This window comes from Streptomyces sp. NBC_00876 (assembly GCF_045207435.1).
Taxonomy (GTDB): Bacteria; Actinomycetota; Actinomycetes; order Streptomycetales; family Streptomycetaceae; genus Streptomyces.
The window spans coordinates 6,850,642-6,874,000 of sequence record NZ_CP108800.1; the positions used below are offsets into that span (position 1 = coordinate 6,850,642).

Consider the following 23,359-nt stretch of genomic DNA (forward strand, 5'->3'; position numbering starts at 1 on the left):
CCGCGCGTGGACATGCCTGTGGACCGGATCGAGTTCGAGACGATGCTGCTCGGCCGGCACATGAGTCTGCTCACCTCGCGCGGCGGCGGCCGGCTCGACCGGAGCGCCTACATCATCCTCAGCCGTATCCGGGCCCAGGGCCCCATGTCCATCGGCCAGTTGCGCGACGCCTTCGGCCTGGACACCTCCACCTTGAACCGGCAGACCGCCGCGATGCTGCGTGCCGGTGTCGTCGAGCGCATCGCCGACCCGGACGGCGGGATCGCCCGGAAGTTCGTCATCACGGACGAGGGCGAGCGCCGGCTGGACAAGGACCGGACCGAGAACCTGGAGGGCCTGCGGCGCGTGCTGGCCGACTGGACCCCGCAGGACGCGGCCCGGTTCGCGGACGACCTCGCCCGCCTCAACCGCGACATCGAGCGCCTCGACGGACGGCCCTGGCCGCGCGACTGAGCCCTGTGACGGGTGCGCGGACGGGGCCGGATGCCGCCTTCGGCGCCCGGCCCCGCCCCGTCTGCCGCGGTCCGGTCAGGACAGCTTGGTGAAGGCCCACGTCTGGACCGCGCCGGTGGAGGCCTCCTGCTGGGTGAGCGGCGCCCCGTTCGTGGTGCCGCCCGCGGTGAGCAGCAGTCCGCTGGACTTGCTCGTCAGCGTGTAGCCGCCGGTCGCGGGAGTGGCGGTCCAGCGCTGGTTCGCGTCACCGCTGCACGCCCACTGGTCGATGGCGGCCCCCGCCGTCTTGGAGTTCTGGTAGACCTCGGCGCACAGGCCGCTCTGCACGTTCTTCAGCGTGTACGTGCCGTCGCCGTTGGCCGTGACGTTCCACTTCTGGTTCTCGCCGCCGTTCCAGAGCCAGCCGACCAGCTGGGTGCCCTGGGCCGTGGAGTGTGCCGGTACGTCGATCGCCTGGGTGCCTGTGGAGATCCGGTTGATCCCGGCCGTCGGCCCCGTCGGCTTGATGCAGGTGGTGGACCACTGGTGCGCGCCACGGTCGGGTACGCAGCCGGCCGCGACCGGGCCGCCGAAGTAATCACGTACGCCCGCGTTCGCCACCACCGCACCGTTGGCGAGGGCGGAGGAACCCGCCTGGAGGCGGTAGCCGTCGGCGTCCGTGCGCGAGGTCGCCGTGCCGGGGGCCGTCAGCTTCGGGTCGGTCGTCACCTTGTGGGCGTCGGCCGGCTCACCGGCCGGGTGGGCGCCGTAGAAGACGTTCGAGTCGTAGCCGAGGCCCGCGGCGTTCACGTAGCTCGCCCCGTCCGTCGCCACGTGGAAGATGTTGTTGGTGAACGTGGCGTTCGCCGCGGCCGAGCTGTTCGAGTTGCTGATGATCTCGACCGGCTTGGTGAGGTAGAAGGTGTTGTTGTAGATCTGCGTGTTGGTCGTTCTGGCGCAGACCATGTCGAAGAGCTGGCCGCCGTCGTTCTGGCTGATGTTGTACCGGACGATGTTGTCGGCGGTCGTCGACCCGGAGCCGTTGCACAGGAGGATGAAGCCGCCCTCGTTGTCGTGGCTGTAGTTGTACTGGTAGACGGTGTGGATATTGGCCTCGTCGAGGTCGAGCCCCTGCCCGTCGCAGGTGCTCCTGCCGCCGCTCACCTCGTTGAACTGGTACAGCGCGTCCTGGGTGTTCCAGGCCCAGATGCCTGCCGCGCAGTGCGCGGGCTCGCGCTCGCGGAAGCCGTCGACCTTGTTGTACTCGACGAGCGCGCCCTCGGTGTGGTGGGGCACGATCGCGTCGCCGCCGATGTCGGTCACGGTGTTACCGCGGATGACGACCCGCGTCTGCGGCGTCCATGCCCCGCAGGTCGCACCGCAGTTGGCGTTGTTGAGCTCGGGGCGCTGCATCCACCGGGTCCAGAAGTGGATGCCGTAACGGTCCACGGCCCGCACCGTGTTGCCCGTCAGGATGACGTCGTCGAACTTCGTGGGCGTCGTGTTCCCCAGGACCTCGAAGAAGATTCCGGCGCTGGCGTCGTCGTCCTTCCTGGTCTGGTTCCCGTTGACGTCGTGGATGTCGAGACCCGTGAGCCGGTAGTAGGTTCCGGTGCCCGAGTCGGTCCTGGTGATGTGGACACCGCGCCGGGTCGCCGCGGCCGCACCCTTGTTGGAGATGTCCAGGTTGCGGATCTCCCAGTACTGCTGGTCCGCGAGCTGTACGACATCGGTGACCTGCCCCGCGCCGGCCAGCGCCGGCTTGGCACCCGTGCCGTACGCGTCGACCACGATCGGCGCCCCGGCTGCGCCCGACCCCTTGGGGGAGAGCGTCTGGCCGGTACAGGTCGAGCCCCGCTTGAGGAGGACCGAGTCGCCCGGCTGGAACGTGTGGGCGTTCACCGGCGCCGGCGAGTTCCAGGGCGCGGCCTGGGTTCCGTTGCCCGCGGCGGTGGCACCGCAGTCGACGTAGAAGGACTGGGCGGCCGTCGTGGCGGCCCGTGCTGCTGTGGTGGGGGTCGTGGCCAGAAGGGTTGCCAGCGGGAGTGCAAGCGCAGAGAGGAGCAGGGTTCGTCTTCCGGGCATGGAAAGAACTCCATTTTCTGAAAACGGACAGCAGACGTCTGATGCCCGCTCACATTAGGGAGCCGCGGCCTCAGTGGTCAAGACCTGTTCATGTCAACCGATGGGCCTGCGGCCGCCGGTCCAACGTCTTGATGGCGCAACAGTTCTGGCGTCCCCCGCCCCAGGACGGCGCGCGCTCATAGGATCGGGGCGGCCTTCGGGGGAGACGGGGTGGTCGGTCGTGGCGTGCGCAAGGGCGATGCGCGGATACGGAGTACTGGTGGTGGCTCCACTGGTTCTGGTGGCCTGTTCCGGCGGCGGCGGAAGTCCGGGCGGGGAGGGCGGCAGGGCCTCCGCGTCCCGCGGAGCGAGCACGGCCCCCGCGTCAGGGCCGGAGGACACCGGCCTCATCGACGCGGACCCGGCGAGGCTGCCCGCCTCACGCGCCGACGCCCTCGCCTTCATCGGCAAGGTCATCGCGGACCCCGACAGCTTCGGTCCGGGTGTCGTCAGGCGCAGCCCGTACGAGAGTGATCCGGCCACCTGGCCCGTGCTCGGGGCCGACTGTGCCTGGCAGCGGAAGAAGCCGGCGAGCAGCGTCCTCGCGACCCGCAGCCGCTCCTTCGAGGTGCCCGCGGCGGGCGGCAGGGGCCCTCTGCGGCTCTCCGCCGTCGTCACCGTGCACCGCACCCGCGAGGACGCCAGGTGGGAGATGGCGGAGTCGTTGGAGGAGACGATGCGGTGCCCCACGCAGCAGTTGAAGCAGGGGGAACTGATCGGCTCGCTCGTCTCGGGCTCCTTGGCGCAGGGGGAGAGCACGCAGAACAGTTCCGAGGACTCGCTGATCGAGTACGGGCAGTACCGGAACGCCGCGTCCGGTGGTGACCCCTACCCCTACTCGTGGCTTCAGGCCCAGAGCCTCCAGTTCACCGTCGCCGTCACCGGTAAGGGAGCGAAGGGCTGGACGGACGCCGAGATCGGCGCGCTGACGGTCCAGGCCCAGTCCGCCATGCTGCTGCGGCTCAAGTCCGCGGTCGAGAAGCAGAGCTGAGAGAGCGGAGAGCATGATGGAATTCCTGCGTCCCTCCGACCCCGCACGCATCGGCGACCACCGGCTGCTCGGGCGGCTCGGCGCCGGCGGGATGGGAGTCGTCTACCTCGGCCGTACGGACGCCGGAGCCCTTGCCGCGATCAAGGTGATCCTGCCCGAGTACGCCGCCGCCGACGACTTCCGCACCCGCTTCCGGCGCGAGGTCGAGGCCGCCCGGCGGGTGGACAGCCCCTGGGTCGTGCCGGTCACCGGCGCGGACACGGAGGGGGAACGACCGTGGCTGGCAACCGCGTTCGTTCCCGGACCCGCACTGTCCGAGGCCGTCGCCCGATGCGGACCACTGCCCGCACGCAGCGTCCGGGTGCTCGGCCGGCTGCTCTCCCGTGCCCTGACCGCCGTACACACGGCGGGACTTGTCCACCGCGACGTCAAGCCCGGCAACGTCCTGCTCACGGTCGACGGGCCGCGCCTGATCGACTTCGGCATCGCGCGGGCCGCCGACGCCACGGCGCTCACCGGCACCGACCTCGTGGTCGGCACCCCCGGCTTCCTCTCGCCGGAACAGGCCACCGGGGGCGGTACGGAGGCCGGTCCCGCGAGCGATGTCTTCTCCCTCGGCTGCCTCCTGGCGTACGCCGCGACCGGACGGCCCCCCTTCGGCAGCGGGGCCGTCGACGCGCTGCTCTACCGGACCGTCCACGGCGCACCCGACCTGGACACGGTGGGCGATCCCGAACTGCGCATCCTTCTTGGCGACTTGCTGGCCAAGGAGCCCGGCGCGCGCCCCACCGCGGCCGAACTCGACGCCCGGATCGCCGAGGACGCGCCGAACGGCTCCATCGACTGGCTGCCCGCGGACGTGGCAGCGCTGATAGCCGACCGTTCCGCCGCCATGCTCGACCTGCCCGACATCGCCCCGACGGTCGCCGAGAACACGCCGCAGCCCGGACCCGGGCGGCGCAGGGCTCTGCTGCTCGCCGGTGCAGGTCTCGTCGTCGCGGCCGGTGGCGGCTTCGCCGTACGGGAGTGGCCGCGCGACGACGCGGGCGGCCCCGGCGGAGCCAAGTCCGGCGAAAGGGGCTGGGTCATAGGCGTACAGGCCGACCTGTCCGGCCCGCAGAGCGCCGCCGGGCGGGCCCAGGAGCGAGGGGTGCGGCTCGCGGCGCAGCGGTTCAACTCCCGTAAGGGCAAGCCCTTCACGCTCACCGTCAAGGTGCTCGACGACCGGGGCGACGCCGGGCGCGCGCAGCGGGTGGCCGCACAGTTCACCCGTGACCGCGATGTGCTCGCGGTCGTCGGGCCGACCGGGGACCGCACCACTGAGGCCGTCCTCGGCGCGTACGACGAGGTGATGCTGCCCGTCCTCACCGTGTCCTCGCTCCAGCTCAAGTACGCCGCCCGGTCCCAGAGGTCGTTCTTCCAGGCCGGCCCCGTCGAGGCCGCACTGTGCCGGCCGATCATCAACCGGCTGGTGCTGCGGCCCGACGTCGAACGGCTCGGAGTCCTGCTCGACCGGGCCGGCGGGCAGGTCGGGTACCAGGTCGGGTACCTGACCAACATGCAGACGGGTCTGCTCACCACCGGCACCACCTACCCGCGCGTGATCCCGGCAGGGACGCAGGACCTCGCGCCCGTCGTCGACGACATGCTCGCGCACGCCAGCGACGCGTTCTTCTACGCCGGTGACGTGGCCGGGGCCGCCCGCACCGCACGTGCGCTGGCGGCCACCCCCTTCAAGGGACCGCGCATGGCCATTCACACGGTGATGACCGCACGCTTCATCGAGGAGGCGGGGGAGAGCGCCGAAGGCTGGGAGTTCACCGCGCCCTACATCGATGCGACCGCCCCCGCCGCCGAGGAGTTCACCGCCGCGCACCGTGCCGAGTACGGACAGGCCCCCGCGCACTGGGCCGCCGAGGCGTACGACGCGGCGGGGCTCGTGATGGCGGCCGTGACCGCACTCGCCGGAGGGAGGGGCACCCCGAAACGCCCGGCGCGGGCCGCCCTCGTCGCGAAGATCGCCGCGTCCTCGTACAAGGGCGTCTCCCGCACGTACGCCTTCGGCGAGGACCACCAGCTGAAGAGTTCCGATGCCTACCTCTACGCAGTGCGGGACGGGCGCTTCGTCCACCTCGGCGCCGCGCCGAAGGCCACGGCCTGATCCGGCATGCGACCGCTCACCTCGGACGACCCGCGCACCATCGGCGACCACCGCACCCTCGTCCGGCTCGGCGCCGGCGGCATGGGCGTGGTCTACCTGGCACGCTCCCCGGGTGGCACGCTCGCCGCAGTGAAGGTGATTCGCTCCGAGCACGCCGTGGACCCCGCATTCCGGGCCCGGTTCCGGCGCGAGGCCGAGGCCGCAGGCCGGATCACCGGTCCGTGGGTGGTCCCGGTGACCGGGGCGGACACCGAGGCCCCGGAGCCCTGGCTCGCCACCGCGTTCGTGCCTGGGCCCTCGCTGGGCGAAGTCGTGGAGGGGCAGGGTCCGCTGCCCACGGCCACGGTCCGGGCGCTCGGCTCGCGCCTGGCCGAAGCGCTCGTCGCCGTACACGCAGCGGGCCTCCTGCACCGCGACGTCAAGCCCGGCAACGTCCTCCTCGCGCTCGACGGACCCCGCCTCATCGACTTCGGTATCGCCCGCCACGAGGGCGCCACCGCGCTCACCGCGACCGACTCGGTGATCGGCACGCCTGGCTACCTGGCCCCCGAACAGGCGTCGGCGGGGCGGCTCGGGCCGGGCTGCGACGTGTTCTCCCTGGGCTGCGTGCTCGTGTACGCGGCGACCGGGCGGCGGCCTTTCGGGCAGGGCACACCGGCCGGGGTGCTCTTCCGTACGGTGCACGAGGAGCCGGACCTGGACGGGGTGCCGGCCGGGCTGCTGCCCCTCGTCGAGGCCTGCCTGGCCAAGGACCCGGCGGACCGGCCGAGCGCTCAGGAGGTCGCGCGGAGCCTTGCGGGAGGCGGCACGGACTGGGAGGTGCCGGGCCTGTCCGGCGTGGTCGCAGCCCGCTCCGCCGCCGCACTCGCCCTCCCCGACCCCGAACCGCCCACCGCCGTCCCGGACCCCGCCGCCCCGCGCCCCACCCGGCGGCGCGTGCTGACCGCGGGAGCCGCCGGTGCCGCACTCCTCGCCGGGGGAGGAGCAGCCGCCTGGGTGGCCGCCACCCGGCGCGGCGGCACGGGTGCGGCCCCTCGCACGCTTCCCGCGTACCGGATCGCCCTGCACGCGGACCTGACCGGCCCGGGGAAGGCCGTCGGGCTCGCCCATGAGCGAGGGGTCCGCCTCGCCGTCGACGACCACAACTCCCGTACGGACAAAGACTTCACGATCGCTCTGCGCACCGAGGACGACGCGGGGGACGCCACCCGCGCCCTCCAGGTCGCCGACCGAATCACCGCCGACCCCCGGGTGCTTGCTGTCATCGGCCCCACAGGGGTGGTCGCGGACCGGAAGGTCGTCAGCCGGTACGAGAAGGCCGGCCTCGCCCAGGTCGTCGTCGCGGCCGGCTCCACCACCTCTGAGTGGTCGGACGACAAGTCCCTGTGCTTACTGCGGCCGTTCGACGCCTCGCTGGCCGTCGGGCTGACCCACTACCTCTCCCGCGTCCGGCCGGGCAGACAGGTCGTCGTCATCGAGGACCGCGCGGACCCGCAGAGCAGCTGGGAGATCATGAACCGACTGCCGGACGCCCCGGCCGACGGGACCACGTACACCGTGCACACCGTCGCGGCGACCGCCCGCACCTTCGCCCCGGCCGCCCGGGCCGCGGTCGCCGCCGGAGCGGGGGCGGTCGTCTACGCCGGATCATCCGCCACCCGGGGCGCCCGCTGCGCCACCGACCTGGCCGCCGCCGGCTTCACCGGCACCGGACTGTCCACCGGTCCCGTCCTCACGCCGGCCTTTCTCCGGGACGCGGGCAAAGCTGCCGAGGGCTGGGTCTTCGCCGAGGCGTACACCGACCCGTCGGCGCTTTCCTCCGCCGAGGCGTTCACCGCCGCGCACCGCGAACGGTTCGGGTCGTCACCCGCCACGTGGGCGGCGGAGGCGTACGACGCGGTGGGACTGATCGCGCAGGCGAGCCGTGCCACCAGCGCCACCGACGCCCGGCGCGACGGGTTGACCGTGCGGATCTTCCGCAGCGACTACCGGGGCATCACACGGCGCCTGTCCTTCTACGACTTCCACCAGGTGCGGTACAACGAGGGCATCTTCCTCTACCGGGTCGACGGGGGACGGGCCCGATTCCTCGGGCCGTCCGCATCGGTGTGAGCCGCAGGTTCCTGCCCGACGCCGGGTACGGTGAGGCGACACGTGCGAGAATGCCGGCCAAGAGGAGTACCGCATGGCCGAGTTGGAGCTCTCCGCGGGTGTCGTCGAGTACGAGGACACCCGCGGCGAAGGACCGGTCGTGGTCCTGCTCCACGGTGTGGCGATGGACGGCTCGCTGTGGCGGCACGTCGTCGCGGATCTGCGGGACGGTCACCGGTGCATCGTGCCGACCCTGCCGCTCGGCGGTCACCGGAGGCCGATGCGGCCCGACGCGGACCTTTCGGTCCTCGGCGTCGCACGGCTGGTCGCGGAGTTCGTCGAAGCGCTCGACCTCACCGATGTCACCCTGGTCATGAACGACTGGGGCGGCGCCCAGGCCCTGGTCGCGGACGGCCGGGACGAGCGGATCGGCAAGCTGGTCATCACCTCCTGCGAGGCGTTCGACAACTTCCCACCCGGCCTGCCCGGTAACAACCTGTACGCCTCCGCCAGGATGCCCGGCGGCCTGAACGTGGCCTTCACCCTGCTGAAGTTCAAGCCGATGCGGCGGCTGCCGATGACGTGGGGCCGGATGAGCAAGCGGCCGGTACCCGACGCGGTGATGGATGCCTGGTTCCGGCCACTGTGGACTTCCCCGGAGATCCGCCGCGACCTGCGCAAGTACGTCCTGGGCGTGCCGCCGAAGGCCGAACTCCTGCGCTGGGCCGAGGCCCTGCGCACCTTCGACCGGCCGGCACTCATCGCCTGGGCCTCGGAGGACAAGGTCATGCCACCGGATCACGGACGCCGGCTGGCCGGACTGCTGCCCAAGGGGGAACTGGCGTGGATCGCGGACAGCTACACCCTGATCCCGGAGGACCGGCCGGAGGAACTCGCCAGGCTCGTGCGGGAGTTCCTCCGGATGAGGTGACGCTGCGCCCTACCGGGCGAGCACCTCGTCCATGGACTTCTCCCGCCAATGGCGCAGGAGTTCATGGAAGGCGGCGGCGCCGTGTGGATAGGCGTGCGGGCCATTGGGGCGACCGCGCCCCTCACGGTTGTAGTAGCCGGGAGTGCACTCGGCGTGGAACCACTCGTGATCCGGGGCACCCTGTGTGATCGTGGCGAGCCAGGCGTCCTCGGCCTCGCGGGAGGGTTCGAGGAGCGCGCCCCCGTCCTCGGCGGCGGTGACGAGGGCGGCGGCGTGCACGGCCTGTTCGTCGAGGATGTGCGTGTAGTTGACGCTGCTGGCGTTCTGCAGGGAACCCATCTGGATCAGGTTCGGGAAGCCGTTGCAGGTGAAGCCGTGGAGGCTGCGGATGCCGTGCTGTCCCCAGGCATCGAGCAGCTGGGTGCCTCCACGGCCGTGGACGGGCAGCCTGCCGGAGAGTACGCCGGAGACGCCTACGGAGAACCCGGTGGCGAAGATCAGGCAGTCGAGTGCGTACGCGGTGCCGCCCACCACGACGCCGTCCTCGGTGACACGTTCGATGCCGTGGGTGTCCGCGGTGTCGACCAGGGTCACGTTGCTCCGGTTGAACGCCGGGTAGTACAGGTCGGAGAAGGTGGGGCGCTTGCAGGCGTACCGGTACCACGGTTTGAGCGCCTCGGCCGTCGCCGGGTCCGTGACGGTCCGCTCGACACGGGTCCGTACCTCGTTCATCTTGGCGGCGTCGGCGGCCTCGTAGGCGGCTTCGAAGTCCTTTCGGTCACCGGGGCGTCGGAAGCTGGGCAACAGCTTCTCCAGCAGACCGGCCGACGACGTCCAGCCGTCCGCCACGAGATCGTCGTCGAACGTCTCGCCCGAGACGATGCGCAGAAAGTTCTCGCGCCGTGCGCCGGCCCAGCCCTCGCGGTCCGCACCGACGTCGGCGGCCGTGGTGCGGCGGTTGGCGCGCACGTCCACCGTGGAGGGGGTGCGCTGGAAGACATGGACGTGCCGGGCGTCCTGCGCCAGCATCGGAATGACCTGCACGCCGGTGGCGCCGGTGCCGACGACACCCACCCGCTTGTCCGCCAGCCCCGTCAGGCCGCCCTCGGGGGAGCCGCCGGTGTAGGCGTAGTCCCACCGGGAGGTGTGGAACGTGTGCCCCGCGAAGTTCTCGATCCCGGGTATCCCCGGCAGCTTCGGATCGGACAGGGTGCCGGTGGCGGTGACGACGTACGTCGCCCGGAACGTGTCGCCGCGATCAGTCGTCACGATCCAAGTACGGGAGCTCTCCTCCCAGTTCAGGGCGGTGACGGTGGTCGAGAACAGGGCGTCCGGGTAGAGCTCGTACTTCTGCGCGATCCGTACCGCGTGACGCCGGATCTCCTCTCCCGGGGAGTACTTCCACCGCGGTACGTATCCGGTCTCGTCGAGCATCGGCAGGTATACGTGGGACTCGATGTCGCAGTGGATGCCGGGGTACCGGTTCCAGTACCAGGTGCCGCCGAAGTCGCCGCCCTTGTCGACGAGTCGGACGCGTTCGACACCCCGCTGTCGCAGCCGCGCCCCGGCGAGGATGCCGCCGAACCCGCCGCCGATGACGGCGACGTCGACGGTGTCGCGCAGCGGCTCGCGCCCGTCCTGCTCCGCCACGTACGGGTCGGCGGCGTAGAAGCCGAACTCGGCGTCGGCGGCCCGGTACTGGCGGGGACCGTCGGGCCGTATCCGCCGCTCGCGCTCGCGGCGGTAGCGCCCGCGCAGCGCGGCGAGCTGATCGGGGGCCGGGGTCTGAGGCGACGTCATGTGGGGGGCCTCGTCTTCTCTTTGTGGGTTGTCCATCTGTCCGTTGCGGGCCGAACCGTCCATGGGTGCCCGAACCGCCTTGGATCCGGGCGGCCTTCGGCACCGTAGCAACAACCGGACAAGCCTGTCCGGTTAGAGTGCCGGGGCACGTCGATCTTCGGACAGGAAGAGGGACACGTCATGCGACGACTCCGGAACCGCTCACTGGCCGTGCTTGCCACGCTTGCCACGCTGGCCCTGACCGGGTGCGGCACCGAGCTGTACAGCCCCGGACAGGAGGCCGGCTCCGCGGCTTCGGGCAGGACCGTCAACGCCCGTGAGCTCATGCGGCTGACCACGGCGCACGAGGAGACCGGGATGACCCTGCTGGAGGGCCCGGTCTTCGGCGCGGACGGCAGACTGAACGTCGTCGACGTCACCGCGCCCGCCGGGAAACCGAAGGTGCTGCGCGTGGATGTCCGGAAGAAGACGGTGGGCAAGGTGTTCACCGACAGCCGGGGGGCCTACACCTCGGCCCAGTTCAGCCCGTACGACGGGCGGCTCTATCTGACCGACATCTCCCACGGCGAGATCGTCTCCCTGGCCCCGGACGGCACCGGCCGGCGCACCTTCTTCACCGGCGAAGTCGACGGCGCCCGGATGCAGCCCGACGACATCGCCTTCGACCGGGACGGCGATCTGTACGTCAGCGACGCCCTCGGCATGTCCGAGGGCGAGGCACGCGGACGTGTGGTGCGCATCGGCCGGGACGGCGGGAACGCCGCCGTTCTGGCCGACGGCCTCTCCGCGACGAACGGCATCTCGTTCGACGTGGACTACCGCGGGCTGTGGATCAGCGAGCTGACGGAGAACCGGATCTCCTACCTTCCCGTCGTGCAGCGCCCCGGAATGGCGGGCCGGCACACGGCCGTCCGCGTCGACGGCGGCGTGGCCCAGACCGACTCGATCGCCGTGGACGCGGACGGCAACCTGTACCAGGCACTGCACGGCCGGGCCGCGATGGCCGTGTACAGCAAGTACGGCGAGCGCCTCGCGACGGTGGAGGTCCCGGCCCGCGCCGAAGGACTGGAGTCGGCGACCAATGTGGCGATCGAGCCCGGCGGGACCACGGCGTACATGACCGTCAGCGGACCCGCCGGCGGCTACCTGTACACCTTCGAGGCGCTCGCGAAGGGCATCCGCCAGTCCAACGGCGGCTGACCGCACACCCCTTAAGGGGTTTCGCGCTCCTCGAAGGGCCGCACCGGCCCCACCTCGATGCCGAGCAGGCGCCAGGCTGCCAGCGCCCGGTCCTCACGCCTCTCGCGGGTCGGTCCGGTGACGGCTCCGGAGACCATGGAGACGGTGAGCATGAGGACGTCCGGCGCACCGAGCCGGTGACCGTCCGGCAGGCATCCCCGCAGGGTGCGCTCGACCCGGTCGTGCATGTCCCGGGCGATCGTGCGGGTGTGCTGCGGGTGCCCACTCGCCTCGTCGGCGTGCAGGAGGCTGATGAAGGCCGCCGACTGTGTCAGATGCCAGGTCAGCACGCCCAGGACCCCGGCGAGGCTCGTGCCCTCGCCGGCCGCCTGCTCGATCTGGCGCACGTTCTCCTCCAGGACCGCGGCCGCGATGGCGTTCCGGTCGGGGAAGTGCCGGTACAGAACGGCCTGCCCGACCCCGGCCCTGCGGGCGATCCCGGAGAGCGGGGCGTCCAGACCCTGAGCCGCGTAGATCTCCCGGGCTGCGGAGATCAGCGCGGCCCGGTTGCCGGCGGCGGCCTTCGGTCCCCGGTTCGCGGGCCTCCGCTCGTCCGCTGTGGGGTGCTGGGTCATCCGGTCAGGGTATCGGGCAGGCGCCGGGCCTCGCGGGGGCCGCCTTCCGCCCGGCGCCCGCCCCGCGGCGGTACACCTGACCCGGTGGGCGTCCACCGGATGGAGCAGGCGCCCTCCCGCCCGTACGGCCGGGCGTGAAGCCAAGCTGCGGGCGCGTTTAAGAAAACCTCGATGGACCTGGGGCGCGGGGTACGGCAGATTTCTCCGTGACGGCGGAGGATGGTGCGCGGCGGCCGGTCGCAACGCGCTGCCACGCCGTCCCCTCTCATACTTCCCCGGGCCGCAGGCTTCCTCTGGCATGCCCCCGGCCCGGGGACATCAACGCCGCACCAGGTACAGGGAGCCGTAGCCGTGAAGGCACTCGTGAAGCAGAAGGCCGAGCCGGGACTCTGGCTGATGGACGTGCCCGAGCCGGAGACCGGCCCCTCGGACGTGCTGATCAAGGTGCTCCGTACCGGCATCTGCGGCACCGACCTGCACATCCGTAACTACGACGGCTGGGCGCAGAACGCCATCAGGACCCCGCTCGTCCTCGGCCACGAGTTCGTCGGGGAGGTCGCCGCGATCGGCTCCGACGTCGCCGACATCGCCGTCGGCGACCTGGTCAGCGGTGAGGGCCACCTGGTCTGTGGAAAGTGCCGCAACTGCCTGGCCGGACGCCGCCACCTCTGCCGCTCCACGGTGGGGCTCGGCGTCGGCCGCGACGGGGCCTTCGCCGAGTACGTCGCGCTGCCCGCGTCCAATGTGTGGGTGCACCGGGTCCCCGTCGACCTGGACGTCGCCGCGATCTTCGACCCGTTCGGCAACGCCGTGCACACCGCGCTGTCCTTCCCGCTGGTCGGCGAGGACGTACTGATCACCGGCGCCGGCCCGATCGGCATCATGGCCGCCGCCGTCGCCAAGCACGCCGGCGCCCGCAAGATCATGATCACCGACGTCAGCGAGGCCCGCCTGGAGCTGGCCCGCAAGATCGGCGTCAGCCTCGCCCTCAACGTCGGCGAGCAGACCATCGCCGACGGACAGCGCGAGCTCGGACTGCGCGAGGGCTTCGACATCGGCCTGGAGATGTCCGGCCGCCCCGAGGCGATGCGCGACATGATCGCGAACATGACGCACGGCGGCCGGATCGCGATGCTCGGACTGCCGTCCGAGGAGTTCGCCGTCGACTGGTCCCGGATCGTCACCTCCATGATCACGGTCAAGGGCATCTACGGCCGTGAGATGTACGAGACCTGGTACGCCATGTCCGTCCTGCTGGAGGGCGGCCTCGACCTCGCCCCCGTGATCACCGGCCGGTACGGCTACCGCGACTTCGAGGCGGCCTTCGACGACGCGGCGAGCGGACTCGGCGGCAAGGTCATCCTCGACTGGACCGTCTGACCGACCTCGTACCGGCCCGTACACACCAGGAGACACCCTTCATGTTCGACTCCGTACGCGACGACATGCGCACCACCCTCGAAGAGATCGAGGCCGCAGGGCTGCACAAGCCCGAGCGCGTCATCGGCACCCCGCAGTCCGCGACCGTGGCCGTCACCGCGGGAGGCCGTCCCGGTGAGGTGCTGAACTTCTGCGCCAACAACTACCTGGGCCTCGCCGACCACCCCGACGTGATCGCCGCCGCCCACCAGGCGCTGGACCGCTGGGGCTACGGCATGGCGTCCGTCCGCTTCATCTGCGGCACCCAGGAGGTCCACAAGGAGCTGGAGCAGCGGCTCTCCTCCTTCCTGGGCCAGGAGGACACGATCCTCTACTCCTCCTGCTTCGACGCCAACGGCGGAGTCTTCGAGACCGTCCTCGGCCCGGAGGACGCGGTCATCTCCGACGCCCTCAACCACGCCTCGATCATCGACGGCATCCGCCTGTGCAAGGCCAAGCGCTTCCGCTACGCCAACCGCGACATGGCCGACCTGGAGCAGCAGCTCAAGGAGGCGTCGGGGGCCCGTCGCCGCCTGATCGTCACCGACGGCGTCTTCTCCATGGACGGGTACGTCGCCCCGCTGCGCGAGATCTGCGACCTCGCCGAGCGCTACGACGCCATGGTCATGGTCGACGACTCGCACGCCGTCGGCTTCGTCGGCCCCGGCGGCCGCGGTACGCCCGAGCTGCACGACGTGATGGACCGCGTCGACATCATCACCGGCACCCTCGGCAAGGCGCTCGGCGGCGCGTCCGGCGGCTATGTGGCCGCCCGCGCCGAGATCGTCGCCCTGCTGCGCCAGCGCTCGCGCCCGTACCTCTTCTCCAACTCGCTCGCCCCGGTCATCGCGGCGGCCTCACTGAAGGTCATCGACCTGCTGGAGTCCGCCGGCGACCTGCGCGAGCAGCTCAACGCCAACACCGCGCTCTTCCGCAGCCGGATGACCGAGGAAGGCTTCGACGTCCTGCCCGGCGACCACGCCATCGCCCCCGTGATGATCGGGGACGCGGCGAAGGCAGGCCGGATGGCGGAGCTGCTCCTCGAGCGCGGTGTGTACGTGATCGGGTTCTCGTACCCGGTCGTCCCGCAGGGCGCGGCCCGCATCCGCGTCCAGCTCTCCGCCGCCCACTCCACGGCGGACGTGAACCGCGCCGTGGACGCCTTCGTCGACGCACGGGCCGCACTGGGGGAGTAGTTCCCGGCAGGTCGCGGGGGCGTCCCGGACGCCCCCGCGACCTGGGACAATAGGTCACATGATCGATGCACGGCGGCTGCGTATCCTGCGGGCGGTGGCGGACCACCGCACGGTGACCGCCGCGGCCGCCGCGCTGTACCTGACCCCCTCCGCCGTCTCCCAGCAGCTCGCCGCACTGGAGCAGGAGACCGGGCACCGGCTGGTCGAGCGGGGCGCCCGCGGCGCCAGGCTCACCCCCGCCGGGGAGATCCTGCTGACCCACGCCAACGCGGTCCTGGCCCAGCTGGAACGGGCGGAGGCCGAACTCGCCGCCTACAGCGCGGGTGAGGCCGGCACGGTGACCGTCGCCGCGTTCGCGACCGGCATCGGCCTGGTCCTCGCCCCCGCGATCGCCGCCCTCTCCACGAGCGCGCCCGGCATCCGGGTCCGGGTCCAGGACGCGGAGGGCGACGCCAGCGTCCCGATGGTGCTCGACCGGCAGGCCGATGTGGCCGTGGCCGTCGAGTACCGGGGCGCGCCGGGGGAGGACGACCGGCGGCTGACCCGGGTGCCGCTGTACTCGGAGCCGTTCGACGCGGTGCTCCCGGTGGGCCACCGGCTGGCCGGCCAGGAACAGGTGGCGGTCGCCGACCTGGCGAAGGACACCTGGATCGGCCCCTACCCCGGCAACCCCTGCCATGACGTGGTGGTCCTGGCCTGCGAGTACGCCGGCTTCGAACCGGACCTCGAACACTCCTCGGACGACTTCCACGCGGTGGTCGCCCTGGCGGGAGCGGGCGCCGGGGTGGCGCTCGTGCCACGATCCGCGCTGCGCGGGATGGCCCTGACCGGTGTGGTGGTCCGCCCGGTGCAGGGCAGCGCGCCCACACGCCGGGTCTTCGCGGCGGTACGCCGGGGCGCCGAGGCCCATCCGCTGATCGCCCCGGTGCTGGAGGCGCTGGCGGGGGCGGCGGGGGACGACGTCCTCGGGGCGGGCTGAGGTCCCGGGGCCGCCGCGGATCACCGGAAATCCCCACCGCGATCCCCGCCGACCGGCCAGACTTGCACCTGCTTCCCGCTTCCCGGTGACGAGAGGACAGCAGGCATGGCGAAGAGCGCGCTCCTGGTGATGGACGTCCAGCGGGACATCGTGGACATCACCGATGCCGGACCCGGATACCTGGCTCGTCTCAGCAGCGCGATCGAGGGTGCCCGCGCGGCGGACATCCCCGTGATCTACGTGGCCATCGCGTTGCCGCCGGGTGATCCCGAAGTCAGCCCGCGCAACAGGGTGATCACGAACGCCGTGCGGGCCGGCTGGTTCACGGAGGGCGAGCCCGGCACCGGAATCCATCCAGCCGTCGCGCCCCGGCCCGGTGACGCCGTGGTCACCAAGAGGCGGGGGAGCGCGTTCTCGGGCAGCGACTTCGACCTGGTGCTCCGGGCCCGCGACATCGACAGCCTCGTCGTCACCGGCATCGCCACGAGCGGTGTGGTGCTGTCCACCCTGTGCCACGCCGTCGACCTGGACCTCGGCCTCACCGTCCTGGTGGATGCCTGCCACGACACCGAGATCGAGTTGCACCGGGCCCTCACCGGGACACTGTTCCCGCGCTGGGGCGACGTCATCACGGTCGAGGACTGGCTCAAGGCCGTCGCACCGCAGTAGCGGGCGGCCGGGGTCAGGCCTCGGGAATCTCCCGCGTCCAGACGTGCAGGGCGTCACGGGCCCCCGCCCGGGTCGACCAGGTGCCGTCCCCCGGCGCGGTCGGCGGACCGGACACCGGGACGGGGTAGGTGACCAGTGCGAGCCCGTGCGTCCCCGTGGTGTCGACCAGCCAGTGCCGGCCCCCGCCCCATTCCTCGTCGCTGTCGCAGGTCGAGGCGATCAGGGTCGTCCCGTCGACGAACCCTACGACACCGCTCGGACACCCGGCTGTGCGCCCGGCGAAGGGGCTCGGCGAAGGGGCTCGGAGCGCCCTACGCGGGCTGGAGCAGGTCCCAGCGGTTGCCGTACAGGTCCTCGAAGACCGCGACCGAACCGTAGGCCTCGTGCCGAGGCTCCTCCAGGAAGCGCACGCCCGCCGCGAGCATCCGCGCGTGGTCGCCCGCGAAGTCCTCGGTGTGCAGGAAGAAGCCGACCCGTCCGCCGGTCTGCGCACCCACACTCGCCGTCTGCGCCTCGTCCTTGGCCCGGGCCAGCAGCAGCCCCGTGCCCTCCGTGCCACGAGGCCGCACCACCACCCAGCGCGAGCCGTCGCCCCGGTCGGTGTCCTCCACCAGCTCGAAGCCGAGGGCGTCGGTGTAGAAGTCGCGGGCCTCGTCGTAGTCGCGGACGACCAGGGTGACCAGGGCGATGTGGGGCATGGGATTCCTCGCGAGGCGAAAGAGAGGGGGGTGAAGGGCCGAAGGCCCGTGACGGGACACTATCCGGCATGGACACCAGCGACCTCTCCGGGCTCACGGCCCGCGCCCGCGGCCTCGCCCTGGCCGGTGAGCGACGCATCCTCGGGATCGCCGGGCCGCCCGGCGCCGGGAAGTCGACCCTGGCCGGCCGGCTCGTCGACGCGCTCGGACCGCTCGCCGTCCTCGTGCCGATGGACGGCTTCCACCTCGCCCAGGCGGAACTGGAACGGCTTGGCCGGGCGGACCGCAAGGGCGCGCCCGACACCTTCGACGCCGCCGGGTACACCGCGCTGCTCCGCCGGCTGCGCGCGCCGGAACCAGGGACCGTCGTGTACGCCCCCGCCTTCGACCGGGAACTGGAGGAGCCGGTCGCCGGATCCGTCCCCGTACCTGCGGACGTGCCGCTCGTCGTCACCGAGGGGAACTATCTCCTGTACGGGGACGGCGCCTGGGCGCCGGTGCGCGGGCTGCTCGACGAGGCGTGGTTCCTGGACCTCGACCAGGATGTACGCGTCCGCAGGCTCGTCGAGCGGCATGTGCGGTTCGGCAAGGCGCGGCGCCACGCCGAGCGCTGGGTGGCCCGGTCCGACGAGGCCAACGCCCGGCTCGTCGCCCCGGGCCGCGACCGGGCCGATCTCGTCGTACGTCCGGCGTCCGGCGCGCCGTCCTGACGGCTCGCGGACCGGCGTCCGTGCGGGCAGGATGCAGGGAGCCGTTCCGTGCCGCCAGGAGGTCCCGCATGTCCAGCCCGAACCAGCCCGTGCCGTTCACCGCCGAGGACTACCGGGCCCGGATGACGCGGGCCGCCGAGAGCGCCGCCGCCGCCGGACTCGCGGGCGTGCTGGTCGCGCCCGGCCCCGACCTGGTCTACCTGACGGGATATCAGCCCACCGCCATCACCGAGCGCCTCACCTTCCTCGTCCTCACCGCGGGCCAGGACCCCGTCCTGGTCGTCCCGACCCTGGAGGCCCCGGACGCGGAGAAGGCCGTCGGCGCACCGGCCCTGACCCTGCGCGACTGGACCGACGGCAAGGACCCGTACGCCGTCACCGCACCTCTGCTCGACGCCGAGGGCCGCTTCGGGATCAGCGACAACGCCTGGGCGATGCATCTGCTCGGCCTCCAGCAGATGCTGCCCGGGACCTCGTACGCCTCCCTCACCGAGGCGCTGCCGATGCTGCGCGCCGTGAAGGACGGCCCCGAACTGGAGCGGCTCGCCGCGGCGGGCGCCGCCGCCGACGCCACGTACGAGGAGATCCTCAAGGTCCGTTTCTCCGGCCGCAAGGAGACCGACGTGGCCGCCGACCTGGCCCGGCTGCTCACGGAGCACGGGCACTCCCAGGTCGACTTCACCGTGGTCGGCTCCGGACCGAACGGGGCCAATCCGCACCACGAGGCGGGGGAGCGGACCATCGAGCGCGGCGACATGGTGGTGCTCGACTTCGGAGGCCTCAAGCACGGTTACGGCTCCGACACCTCCCGTACGGTCCACGTCGGTGAACCCACCCCGGAGGAGCAGCGGGTCCACGACATCGTGCGGGAGGCGCAGGAGGCCGGCTGCAACGCGGTGCGGCCCGGTGTCGCCTGCCAGGAGATCGACCGGGCCGCCCGCGCCGTCATCACCGAATTCGGCTACGGCGAACGCTTCATCCACCGCACCGGCCACGGCATCGGCGTCACCACCCATGAACCCCCGTACATGATCGAGGGCGAGGAGCAGCCGCTCGTCCCCGGCATGTGCTTCTCCGTGGAGCCCGGTGTCTATCTGCCGGGCCGGTTCGGCGTCCGGATCGAGGACATCGTGACCGTCACCGAGGACGGCGGCCGGCGCCTCAACGCCACCGCGCGCGAGCTGGCGATCGTCGAGTAGCGCCGGCCGGGGACCGGGCGCCGCGGGATCAGTCCTGCGGCTCCCGGTCCCGGAAGCGGTGCAGCACGTCGTACGGGTACGGCAGCGGACGCGCGCTCGCCTCGTCCAGCCGCGCCGACTGCTCCGCGGTCAGCTCCCAGCCCACCGCGCCCAGGTTGTCCTCCAGCTGTGCGGCCGTCCGCACCCCGATGACCGGCGCGGCCACGGCGGGCCGGCCGAGCAGCCAGCGCAGGGCGACCTGCGCCGGGGTGTGCCCGCTCTCCTCGGCGACGGCGACGACCGCCTCGACGACCCGCCAGGTCTCCTCGTTGTCCCGCTCCCGCCAGGCCTCGCGCCCCAGCTCCTGCTGGTAGCGGGCCTCACGGGTGCCGGGCGCGGCCGCGGTCATCCCGCGCCGGTACTTGCCGGTCAGCCAGCCGCCCTGGAGCGGGCTCCACGGGATGATGCCGACGCCCTCGGCCACGCTCACCGGGCCGAGCTCCCACTCCACCTCGCGGGCGAGGAGGTTGTAGAGCGGCTGGAGGCTCACATACCGCTCCCAGCCGTTGCGCCCGGCCAGGTCCTGCGCACGCTGGAGCTGCGAGGCGGAGACGTTGCTCGCGCCGAGGTAGCGCACCTTCCCCGCCTTCACCAGGGTGTCGAGCGTGGACAGGGTCTCCTCGAGCGGTGTCGTCGCGTCCCACACATGGGTCTGGTAGAGGTCGATGTGGTCCGTCCCGAGCCGCCGCAGGCTCGCCTCCACGGCGGAGGTGATGTGCTTACGGCTCAGCCCGCCGGCGTTGGGCGCGTCACCGGTCGTCCCGAACACCTTGGTCGCGATGACCAGGTCGTCACGCCTGCGGCCCTTCAGCCACCGGCCCAGAATCTCCTCGGACACGCCCTGGTTGTAGACGTCCGCCGTGTCGATGAAGGTGCCGCCGGCCCCGGCGAAGGCGTCGAGGACACGGTGCGCCTCCGCCTCGTCGGTGTCCTGGCCGAACGTCATGGCGCCCAGGCAGAGTTCGCTGACGCGCAGCCCCGACCGGCCGAGAAATCGCTGCTTCATGGGGTCCTTTCGCTCGTTCCCGGCTTGAGGCTACGAGTTGAAGTGCGCTTCAACGCAAGCGAATTGTTCACTGCTGCCCTGCTGCTCCGCCGGAGCGTCAGCCGTCGGCCAGCACCACGCAGGACTCCGGCGGCAGATGCAGTGTCCCGTCCGCGCCGGGCGGGTCGACGGGCAGCCAGGCGGCCAGTACCCGGCCCCCGCCGCCGCGGTGCCGGCCGCCGCCCATCGCGATCGTGGCCGGCTTCTCGTCGAGGTTGACCGCGATCCGCAGATCGCCCCGGCGCAGGGCCAGCCAGCGCGCCTCGTCGTCGTACGCGGTCCGCACGGTGGCCAGATCCGGGTCGCAGAGGTCGGGCAGGGTGCGGCGCAGCGCGATGAGTTCGCGGTACCAGGCGTGCAGGCGGGCGTGCGGTTCGCGTCGCGGTTCGCTCCAGTCCAGACAGGAACGGTCACGGGTGGCCGGGTCCTGCGGGTCCGGGATGTCCTCCTCGGCCCATCCGTGCGCCCCGAACTCCCGGCGCCGGCCGGTGCGTACGGCCTCGGCGAGCTCCGGATCCGTGTGGTCGGTGAAGAACTGCCACGGCGTACGGGCGCCCCACTCCTCGCCCATGAAGAGCATCGGGGTGAACGGCCCGGTCAGCACGAGCGCCGCCGCGCAGGCCAGCAGCCCGGGGGAGAGGGAGGCGGCGAGCCGGTCGCCGAGGGCCCGGTTGCCGATCTGGTCATGGGTCTGGGCGTAGCCGACGAAGCGGTGGGCGGCGCTGCGGGTGACGTCGACGGGGCGGCCGTGCGTACGGCCGCGGAAACTGGAGTACGTACCGTCGTGGAAGAAGGCGCTCGTCACGGTCTTGGCGAGCCCGGCCAGCGGGGCGGCCGCGAAGTCCGCGTAGTAGCCCTGGGCCTCGCCGGTCAGCGCGGTGTGCAGACAGTGGTGGAAGTCGTCGTTCCACTGGGCGTGCAGACCGATGCCGCCCGACTCGCGCGGGGTTGTCGTGCGCGGGTCGCAGAGGTCGGACTCGGCGATGAGGGAGAGCGGGCGGCCCAGTTCCGCCGAGAGGGCGTCGGTGGCGGCGGACAGCTCCTCCAGGAACGTCAGCGCCCGGGTGTCGGCCAGCGCGTGGACGGCGTCGAGCCGCAGCCCGTCCAGCCGGTAGTCGCGCAGCCAGGCCAGCGCGCTGCCCAGCAGGAAGGCCCGCACCTCGTCCGAGCCGGGCGCGTCCAGATTGACCGCCGCGCCCCACGGGGTGTGGTGCGTCTCGGTGAAGTACGGACCGAAGGCGGAGAGGTGGTTGCCGGACGGGCCCAGGTGGTTGTGGACCACGTCCAGGACGACGGCGAGCCCGAGCCCGTGCGCCGTGTCGACAAAGCGCTTCAGTCCCTCCGGGCCCCCGTACGGCTCGTGCACGGCCCACAGCGACACCCCCTCGTACCCCCAGCCGTGGACGCCGGGGAACGGGCAGACCGGCATCAGCGACACATGGGTGATGCCCAGCTCGACGAGATGTCCGAGCCGTGCGGCCGCCGCGTCGAAGGTGCCCCCGTCGGTGTACGTACCGATGTGCAGCTCGTACAGGACGGCGCCCGGCAGCCCGCGCCCCGCCCAGTCGGTGCGCCAGGCGTACGCGGCGTGGTCGACGACGGCGCTCTCGCCGTCCGGCCCGTCCGGCTGGCGGCGCGAGCGGGGGTCGGGGCGCACCGGGCCGTCGTCGAGGACGAACCCGTAGCGGTCGCCGTCCGAGGCCGCCGCCTCGGCGGTCCACCAGCCGGCCCGGACCGGATCACGCTCCATGGTCCGAGGCTCACCCGACAGCCGCAGAACGGCCGAATGCGCATCCGGTGCCCAAACGTCGAACAGCATGCAACGCTCCCTGGTCTCCGTGTACGGGCCCATGGTCGGCAGAAGCGCGATCTTCGACCCATGACGCTGGATCGAGCCCGTTACTGGCGATGAGGGTCTGGTTCTGATCATTGCCCTGACCGGTTCCGCCCTACGCACTTCCTCTTACGGATGTGGAGGATCGCCCGGTGCCGCGACGTCATCAGGAACAGCGCGCGAACGGGGGGCCGATGCGCAACCCCGCACCGGCCCCCGCCCCGTACTTCTTGAGCCTCTCGTCCGGACGAAAGACCCTAAGACCGTGTCCTATGTGGTGAGACGGGCGAGTCGTTTGTAGCAGCAGAGTGTGGCGGCGAGTCCGAGGAAGGCCAGGTAGTTACGGGGGTGGCGTTCGTATCGGTGGTTGAGGCGGCGGTAGCCGGTCAGCCACGACATGGTGCGTTCGATGACCCAACGTCGGCGCCCTAACCGTTCGCTGGACTCGACTCCCTTGCGGGCGATGCGGACGCCGATGTGCTTGCCCCATAGCCATTTACGCAGGTGAGGGACGTCGTACGCCTTGTCCGCGTGGAGACGCTGGGGCTTGAAGTAGCGGCCTCGGTGAGGGTCGTGTCTCGTTTGGTGACCCGCGATCATGGGCTTCAGCGCGAGGCTGTCGTGAGTGTTCGCCGCGGAGACGCCGACGAGGAGGGGCAGTCCGTTCGCGTCCGACAGGACGTGCATCTTGGAACCCGGCTTGCCCCGGTCCACGGGGCTCGGACCTGTGAGTTCGCCCCTTTTTTAGCCCTCACGTGCGCGGAGTCGAGCACTGCCCGGGACAGGTCGAGCAGCCCGGCGTCGTCCAGGCGGTGCAGGATCTCCTCGTGCAGCCGGCCCCAGACACCGGCTCTCGACCAGATCAGGAACCTGCGGTGGGCCGTCGACTTCGATATCCCAAAGCAGGGCGGCAAGGCCCGCCAGGCACAGCCGCTGACCAGGACATAGATGATCGCGGCGAACAGCGTCTCATCAGGCGTGTCCTGGGTCCCGCCGCCCTGCGGTCGCACCTTCGACGGCGGGATCAGCGGCTCCGCGATCTCCCACAGCCCATCCGGAACAATCCAACTCCACGTACCCCGCCCCATGAACGACCCAACGAGCCGAGCCCACATAGGACACGGTCTAAGTGCTGTCCCGTAATCCCTGACGGGCGCACGACGACAGCTACGGCGCCTCGCCGCGTTGTCGGAACGCCCGAATACGTCCAGTATGCGGACGTCCCTC

The 23,359-nt window shown here is 71.7% G+C and carries 19 protein-coding genes; 12 read left to right on the forward strand and 7 right to left on the reverse strand.

From position 1 onward, the window contains the following. Window positions 1–6 precede the first annotated feature (6 nt). Window positions 7–453, forward strand: a complete 447-nt coding sequence (locus OG782_RS30010; protein ID WP_406456260.1) for a MarR family winged helix-turn-helix transcriptional regulator — start codon at window positions 7–9, stop codon at window positions 451–453. A gap of 75 nt (window positions 454–528) precedes the next feature. On the opposite strand, the gene OG782_RS30015 is transcribed toward OG782_RS30010, so the two are convergent. Further along, window positions 529–2,517 carry an RICIN domain-containing protein gene (locus OG782_RS30015; protein ID WP_406456262.1) on the reverse strand — a complete coding sequence of 663 codons (1,989 nt, stop codon included), beginning with the start codon at window positions 2,515–2,517 and terminating at the stop codon, window positions 529–531. A gap of 238 nt (window positions 2,518–2,755) precedes the next feature. Between OG782_RS30015 and OG782_RS30020 the strand changes: the two genes are divergently transcribed. The 4 genes from OG782_RS30020 to OG782_RS30035 all read left to right on the forward strand — a co-directional run bounded on the left by OG782_RS30020 (window position 2,756) and on the right by OG782_RS30035 (window position 8,730). Then, entirely contained in the window at window positions 2,756–3,547 is a 792-nt protein-coding gene (locus OG782_RS30020; RefSeq protein ID WP_406459344.1) for a hypothetical protein, read from the forward strand. A gap of 16 nt (window positions 3,548–3,563) precedes the next feature. Then, window positions 3,564–5,708, forward strand: a complete 2,145-nt coding sequence (locus OG782_RS30025) for a bifunctional serine/threonine-protein kinase/ABC transporter substrate-binding protein (protein ID WP_406459346.1) — start codon at window positions 3,564–3,566, stop codon at window positions 5,706–5,708. 6 nt (window positions 5,709–5,714) lie between these two features. Then, a complete protein-coding gene (locus tag OG782_RS30030; protein ID WP_406456264.1) occupies window positions 5,715–7,820 on the forward strand; it encodes a bifunctional serine/threonine-protein kinase/ABC transporter substrate-binding protein in 2,106 nt (701 codons plus the stop codon). Between the two features lie 73 nt (window positions 7,821–7,893). Beyond that, window positions 7,894–8,730, forward strand: coding sequence for an alpha/beta fold hydrolase (locus tag OG782_RS30035; protein WP_406456266.1), 837 nt, complete (start codon window positions 7,894–7,896; stop codon window positions 8,728–8,730). A 9-nt stretch (window positions 8,731–8,739) separates the two neighbouring features. Here OG782_RS30035 and OG782_RS30040 read toward each other — a convergent pair whose 3' ends face one another. After that, a complete protein-coding gene (locus tag OG782_RS30040) occupies window positions 8,740–10,530 on the reverse strand; it encodes a flavin-containing monooxygenase (protein WP_406456268.1) in 1,791 nt (596 codons plus the stop codon). A gap of 180 nt (window positions 10,531–10,710) precedes the next feature. On the opposite strand from OG782_RS30040, the gene OG782_RS30045 reads away from it, so the two are divergent. After that, window positions 10,711–11,730, forward strand: a complete 1,020-nt coding sequence (locus OG782_RS30045; protein ID WP_406456270.1) for an SMP-30/gluconolactonase/LRE family protein — start codon at window positions 10,711–10,713, stop codon at window positions 11,728–11,730. A gap of 11 nt (window positions 11,731–11,741) precedes the next feature. On the opposite strand, the gene OG782_RS30050 is transcribed toward OG782_RS30045, so the two are convergent. Next, a complete protein-coding gene (locus OG782_RS30050) occupies window positions 11,742–12,344 on the reverse strand; it encodes a TetR/AcrR family transcriptional regulator (protein WP_406456272.1) in 603 nt (200 codons plus the stop codon). A gap of 351 nt (window positions 12,345–12,695) precedes the next feature. Here OG782_RS30050 and tdh point away from each other — a divergent pair, with 351 nt between their 5' ends. The 4 genes from tdh (at window position 12,696) to OG782_RS30070 (ending at window position 16,607) form a co-directional block, all read left to right on the forward strand. Then, complete coding sequence (gene tdh / locus OG782_RS30055; RefSeq protein WP_406456274.1) at window positions 12,696–13,724, forward strand: L-threonine 3-dehydrogenase; 1,029 nt, start codon at window positions 12,696–12,698, stop codon at window positions 13,722–13,724. 41 nt (window positions 13,725–13,765) lie between these two features. Then, window positions 13,766–14,959, forward strand: coding sequence for a glycine C-acetyltransferase (locus OG782_RS30060; RefSeq protein WP_406456276.1), 1,194 nt, complete (start codon window positions 13,766–13,768; stop codon window positions 14,957–14,959). Between the two features lie 58 nt (window positions 14,960–15,017). Beyond that, on the forward strand, window positions 15,018–15,938 hold the full coding sequence (locus tag OG782_RS30065) for a LysR family transcriptional regulator (protein ID WP_406456278.1): 921 nt from the start codon (window positions 15,018–15,020) through the stop codon (window positions 15,936–15,938). Window positions 15,939–16,043: 105 nt separating this feature from the next. After that, a complete protein-coding gene (locus OG782_RS30070) occupies window positions 16,044–16,607 on the forward strand; it encodes a cysteine hydrolase family protein (RefSeq protein ID WP_406456280.1) in 564 nt (187 codons plus the stop codon). 311 nt (window positions 16,608–16,918) lie between these two features. On the opposite strand, the gene OG782_RS30075 is transcribed toward OG782_RS30070, so the two are convergent. Next, entirely contained in the window at window positions 16,919–17,305 is a 387-nt protein-coding gene (locus tag OG782_RS30075) for a VOC family protein (protein WP_406456282.1), read from the reverse strand. 68 nt (window positions 17,306–17,373) lie between these two features. Here OG782_RS30075 and OG782_RS30080 point away from each other — a divergent pair, with 68 nt between their 5' ends. Continuing rightward, window positions 17,374–18,015: a nucleoside/nucleotide kinase family protein gene (locus tag OG782_RS30080; RefSeq protein WP_406456284.1), complete on the forward strand. Its 642-nt coding sequence runs from the start codon at window positions 17,374–17,376 to the stop codon at window positions 18,013–18,015. 68 nt (window positions 18,016–18,083) lie between these two features. Then, window positions 18,084–19,214 carry a M24 family metallopeptidase gene (locus OG782_RS30085; RefSeq protein ID WP_406456286.1) on the forward strand — a complete coding sequence of 377 codons (1,131 nt, stop codon included), beginning with the start codon at window positions 18,084–18,086 and terminating at the stop codon, window positions 19,212–19,214. Window positions 19,215–19,242: 28 nt separating this feature from the next. On the opposite strand, the gene OG782_RS30090 is transcribed toward OG782_RS30085, so the two are convergent. From OG782_RS30090 to OG782_RS30100, 3 genes are all read right to left on the reverse strand, one after another. After that, window positions 19,243–20,259: an aldo/keto reductase gene (locus OG782_RS30090; RefSeq protein WP_406456288.1), complete on the reverse strand. Its 1,017-nt coding sequence runs from the start codon at window positions 20,257–20,259 to the stop codon at window positions 19,243–19,245. A 97-nt stretch (window positions 20,260–20,356) separates the two neighbouring features. Further along, entirely contained in the window at window positions 20,357–22,117 is a 1,761-nt protein-coding gene (gene treZ, locus OG782_RS30095) for a malto-oligosyltrehalose trehalohydrolase (protein ID WP_406456290.1), read from the reverse strand. A 285-nt stretch (window positions 22,118–22,402) separates the two neighbouring features. Next, window positions 22,403–23,220, reverse strand: a protein-coding gene (locus OG782_RS30100) for an IS5 family transposase (RefSeq protein ID WP_123471980.1) whose coding sequence is annotated in 2 segments (ribosomal slippage) — window positions 22,403–22,872 and window positions 22,872–23,220 — 819 coding nt in all. Because the reading frame shifts where the segments join, the coding sequence is not laid out codon by codon here. Window positions 23,221–23,359: the final 139 nt, after the last annotated feature.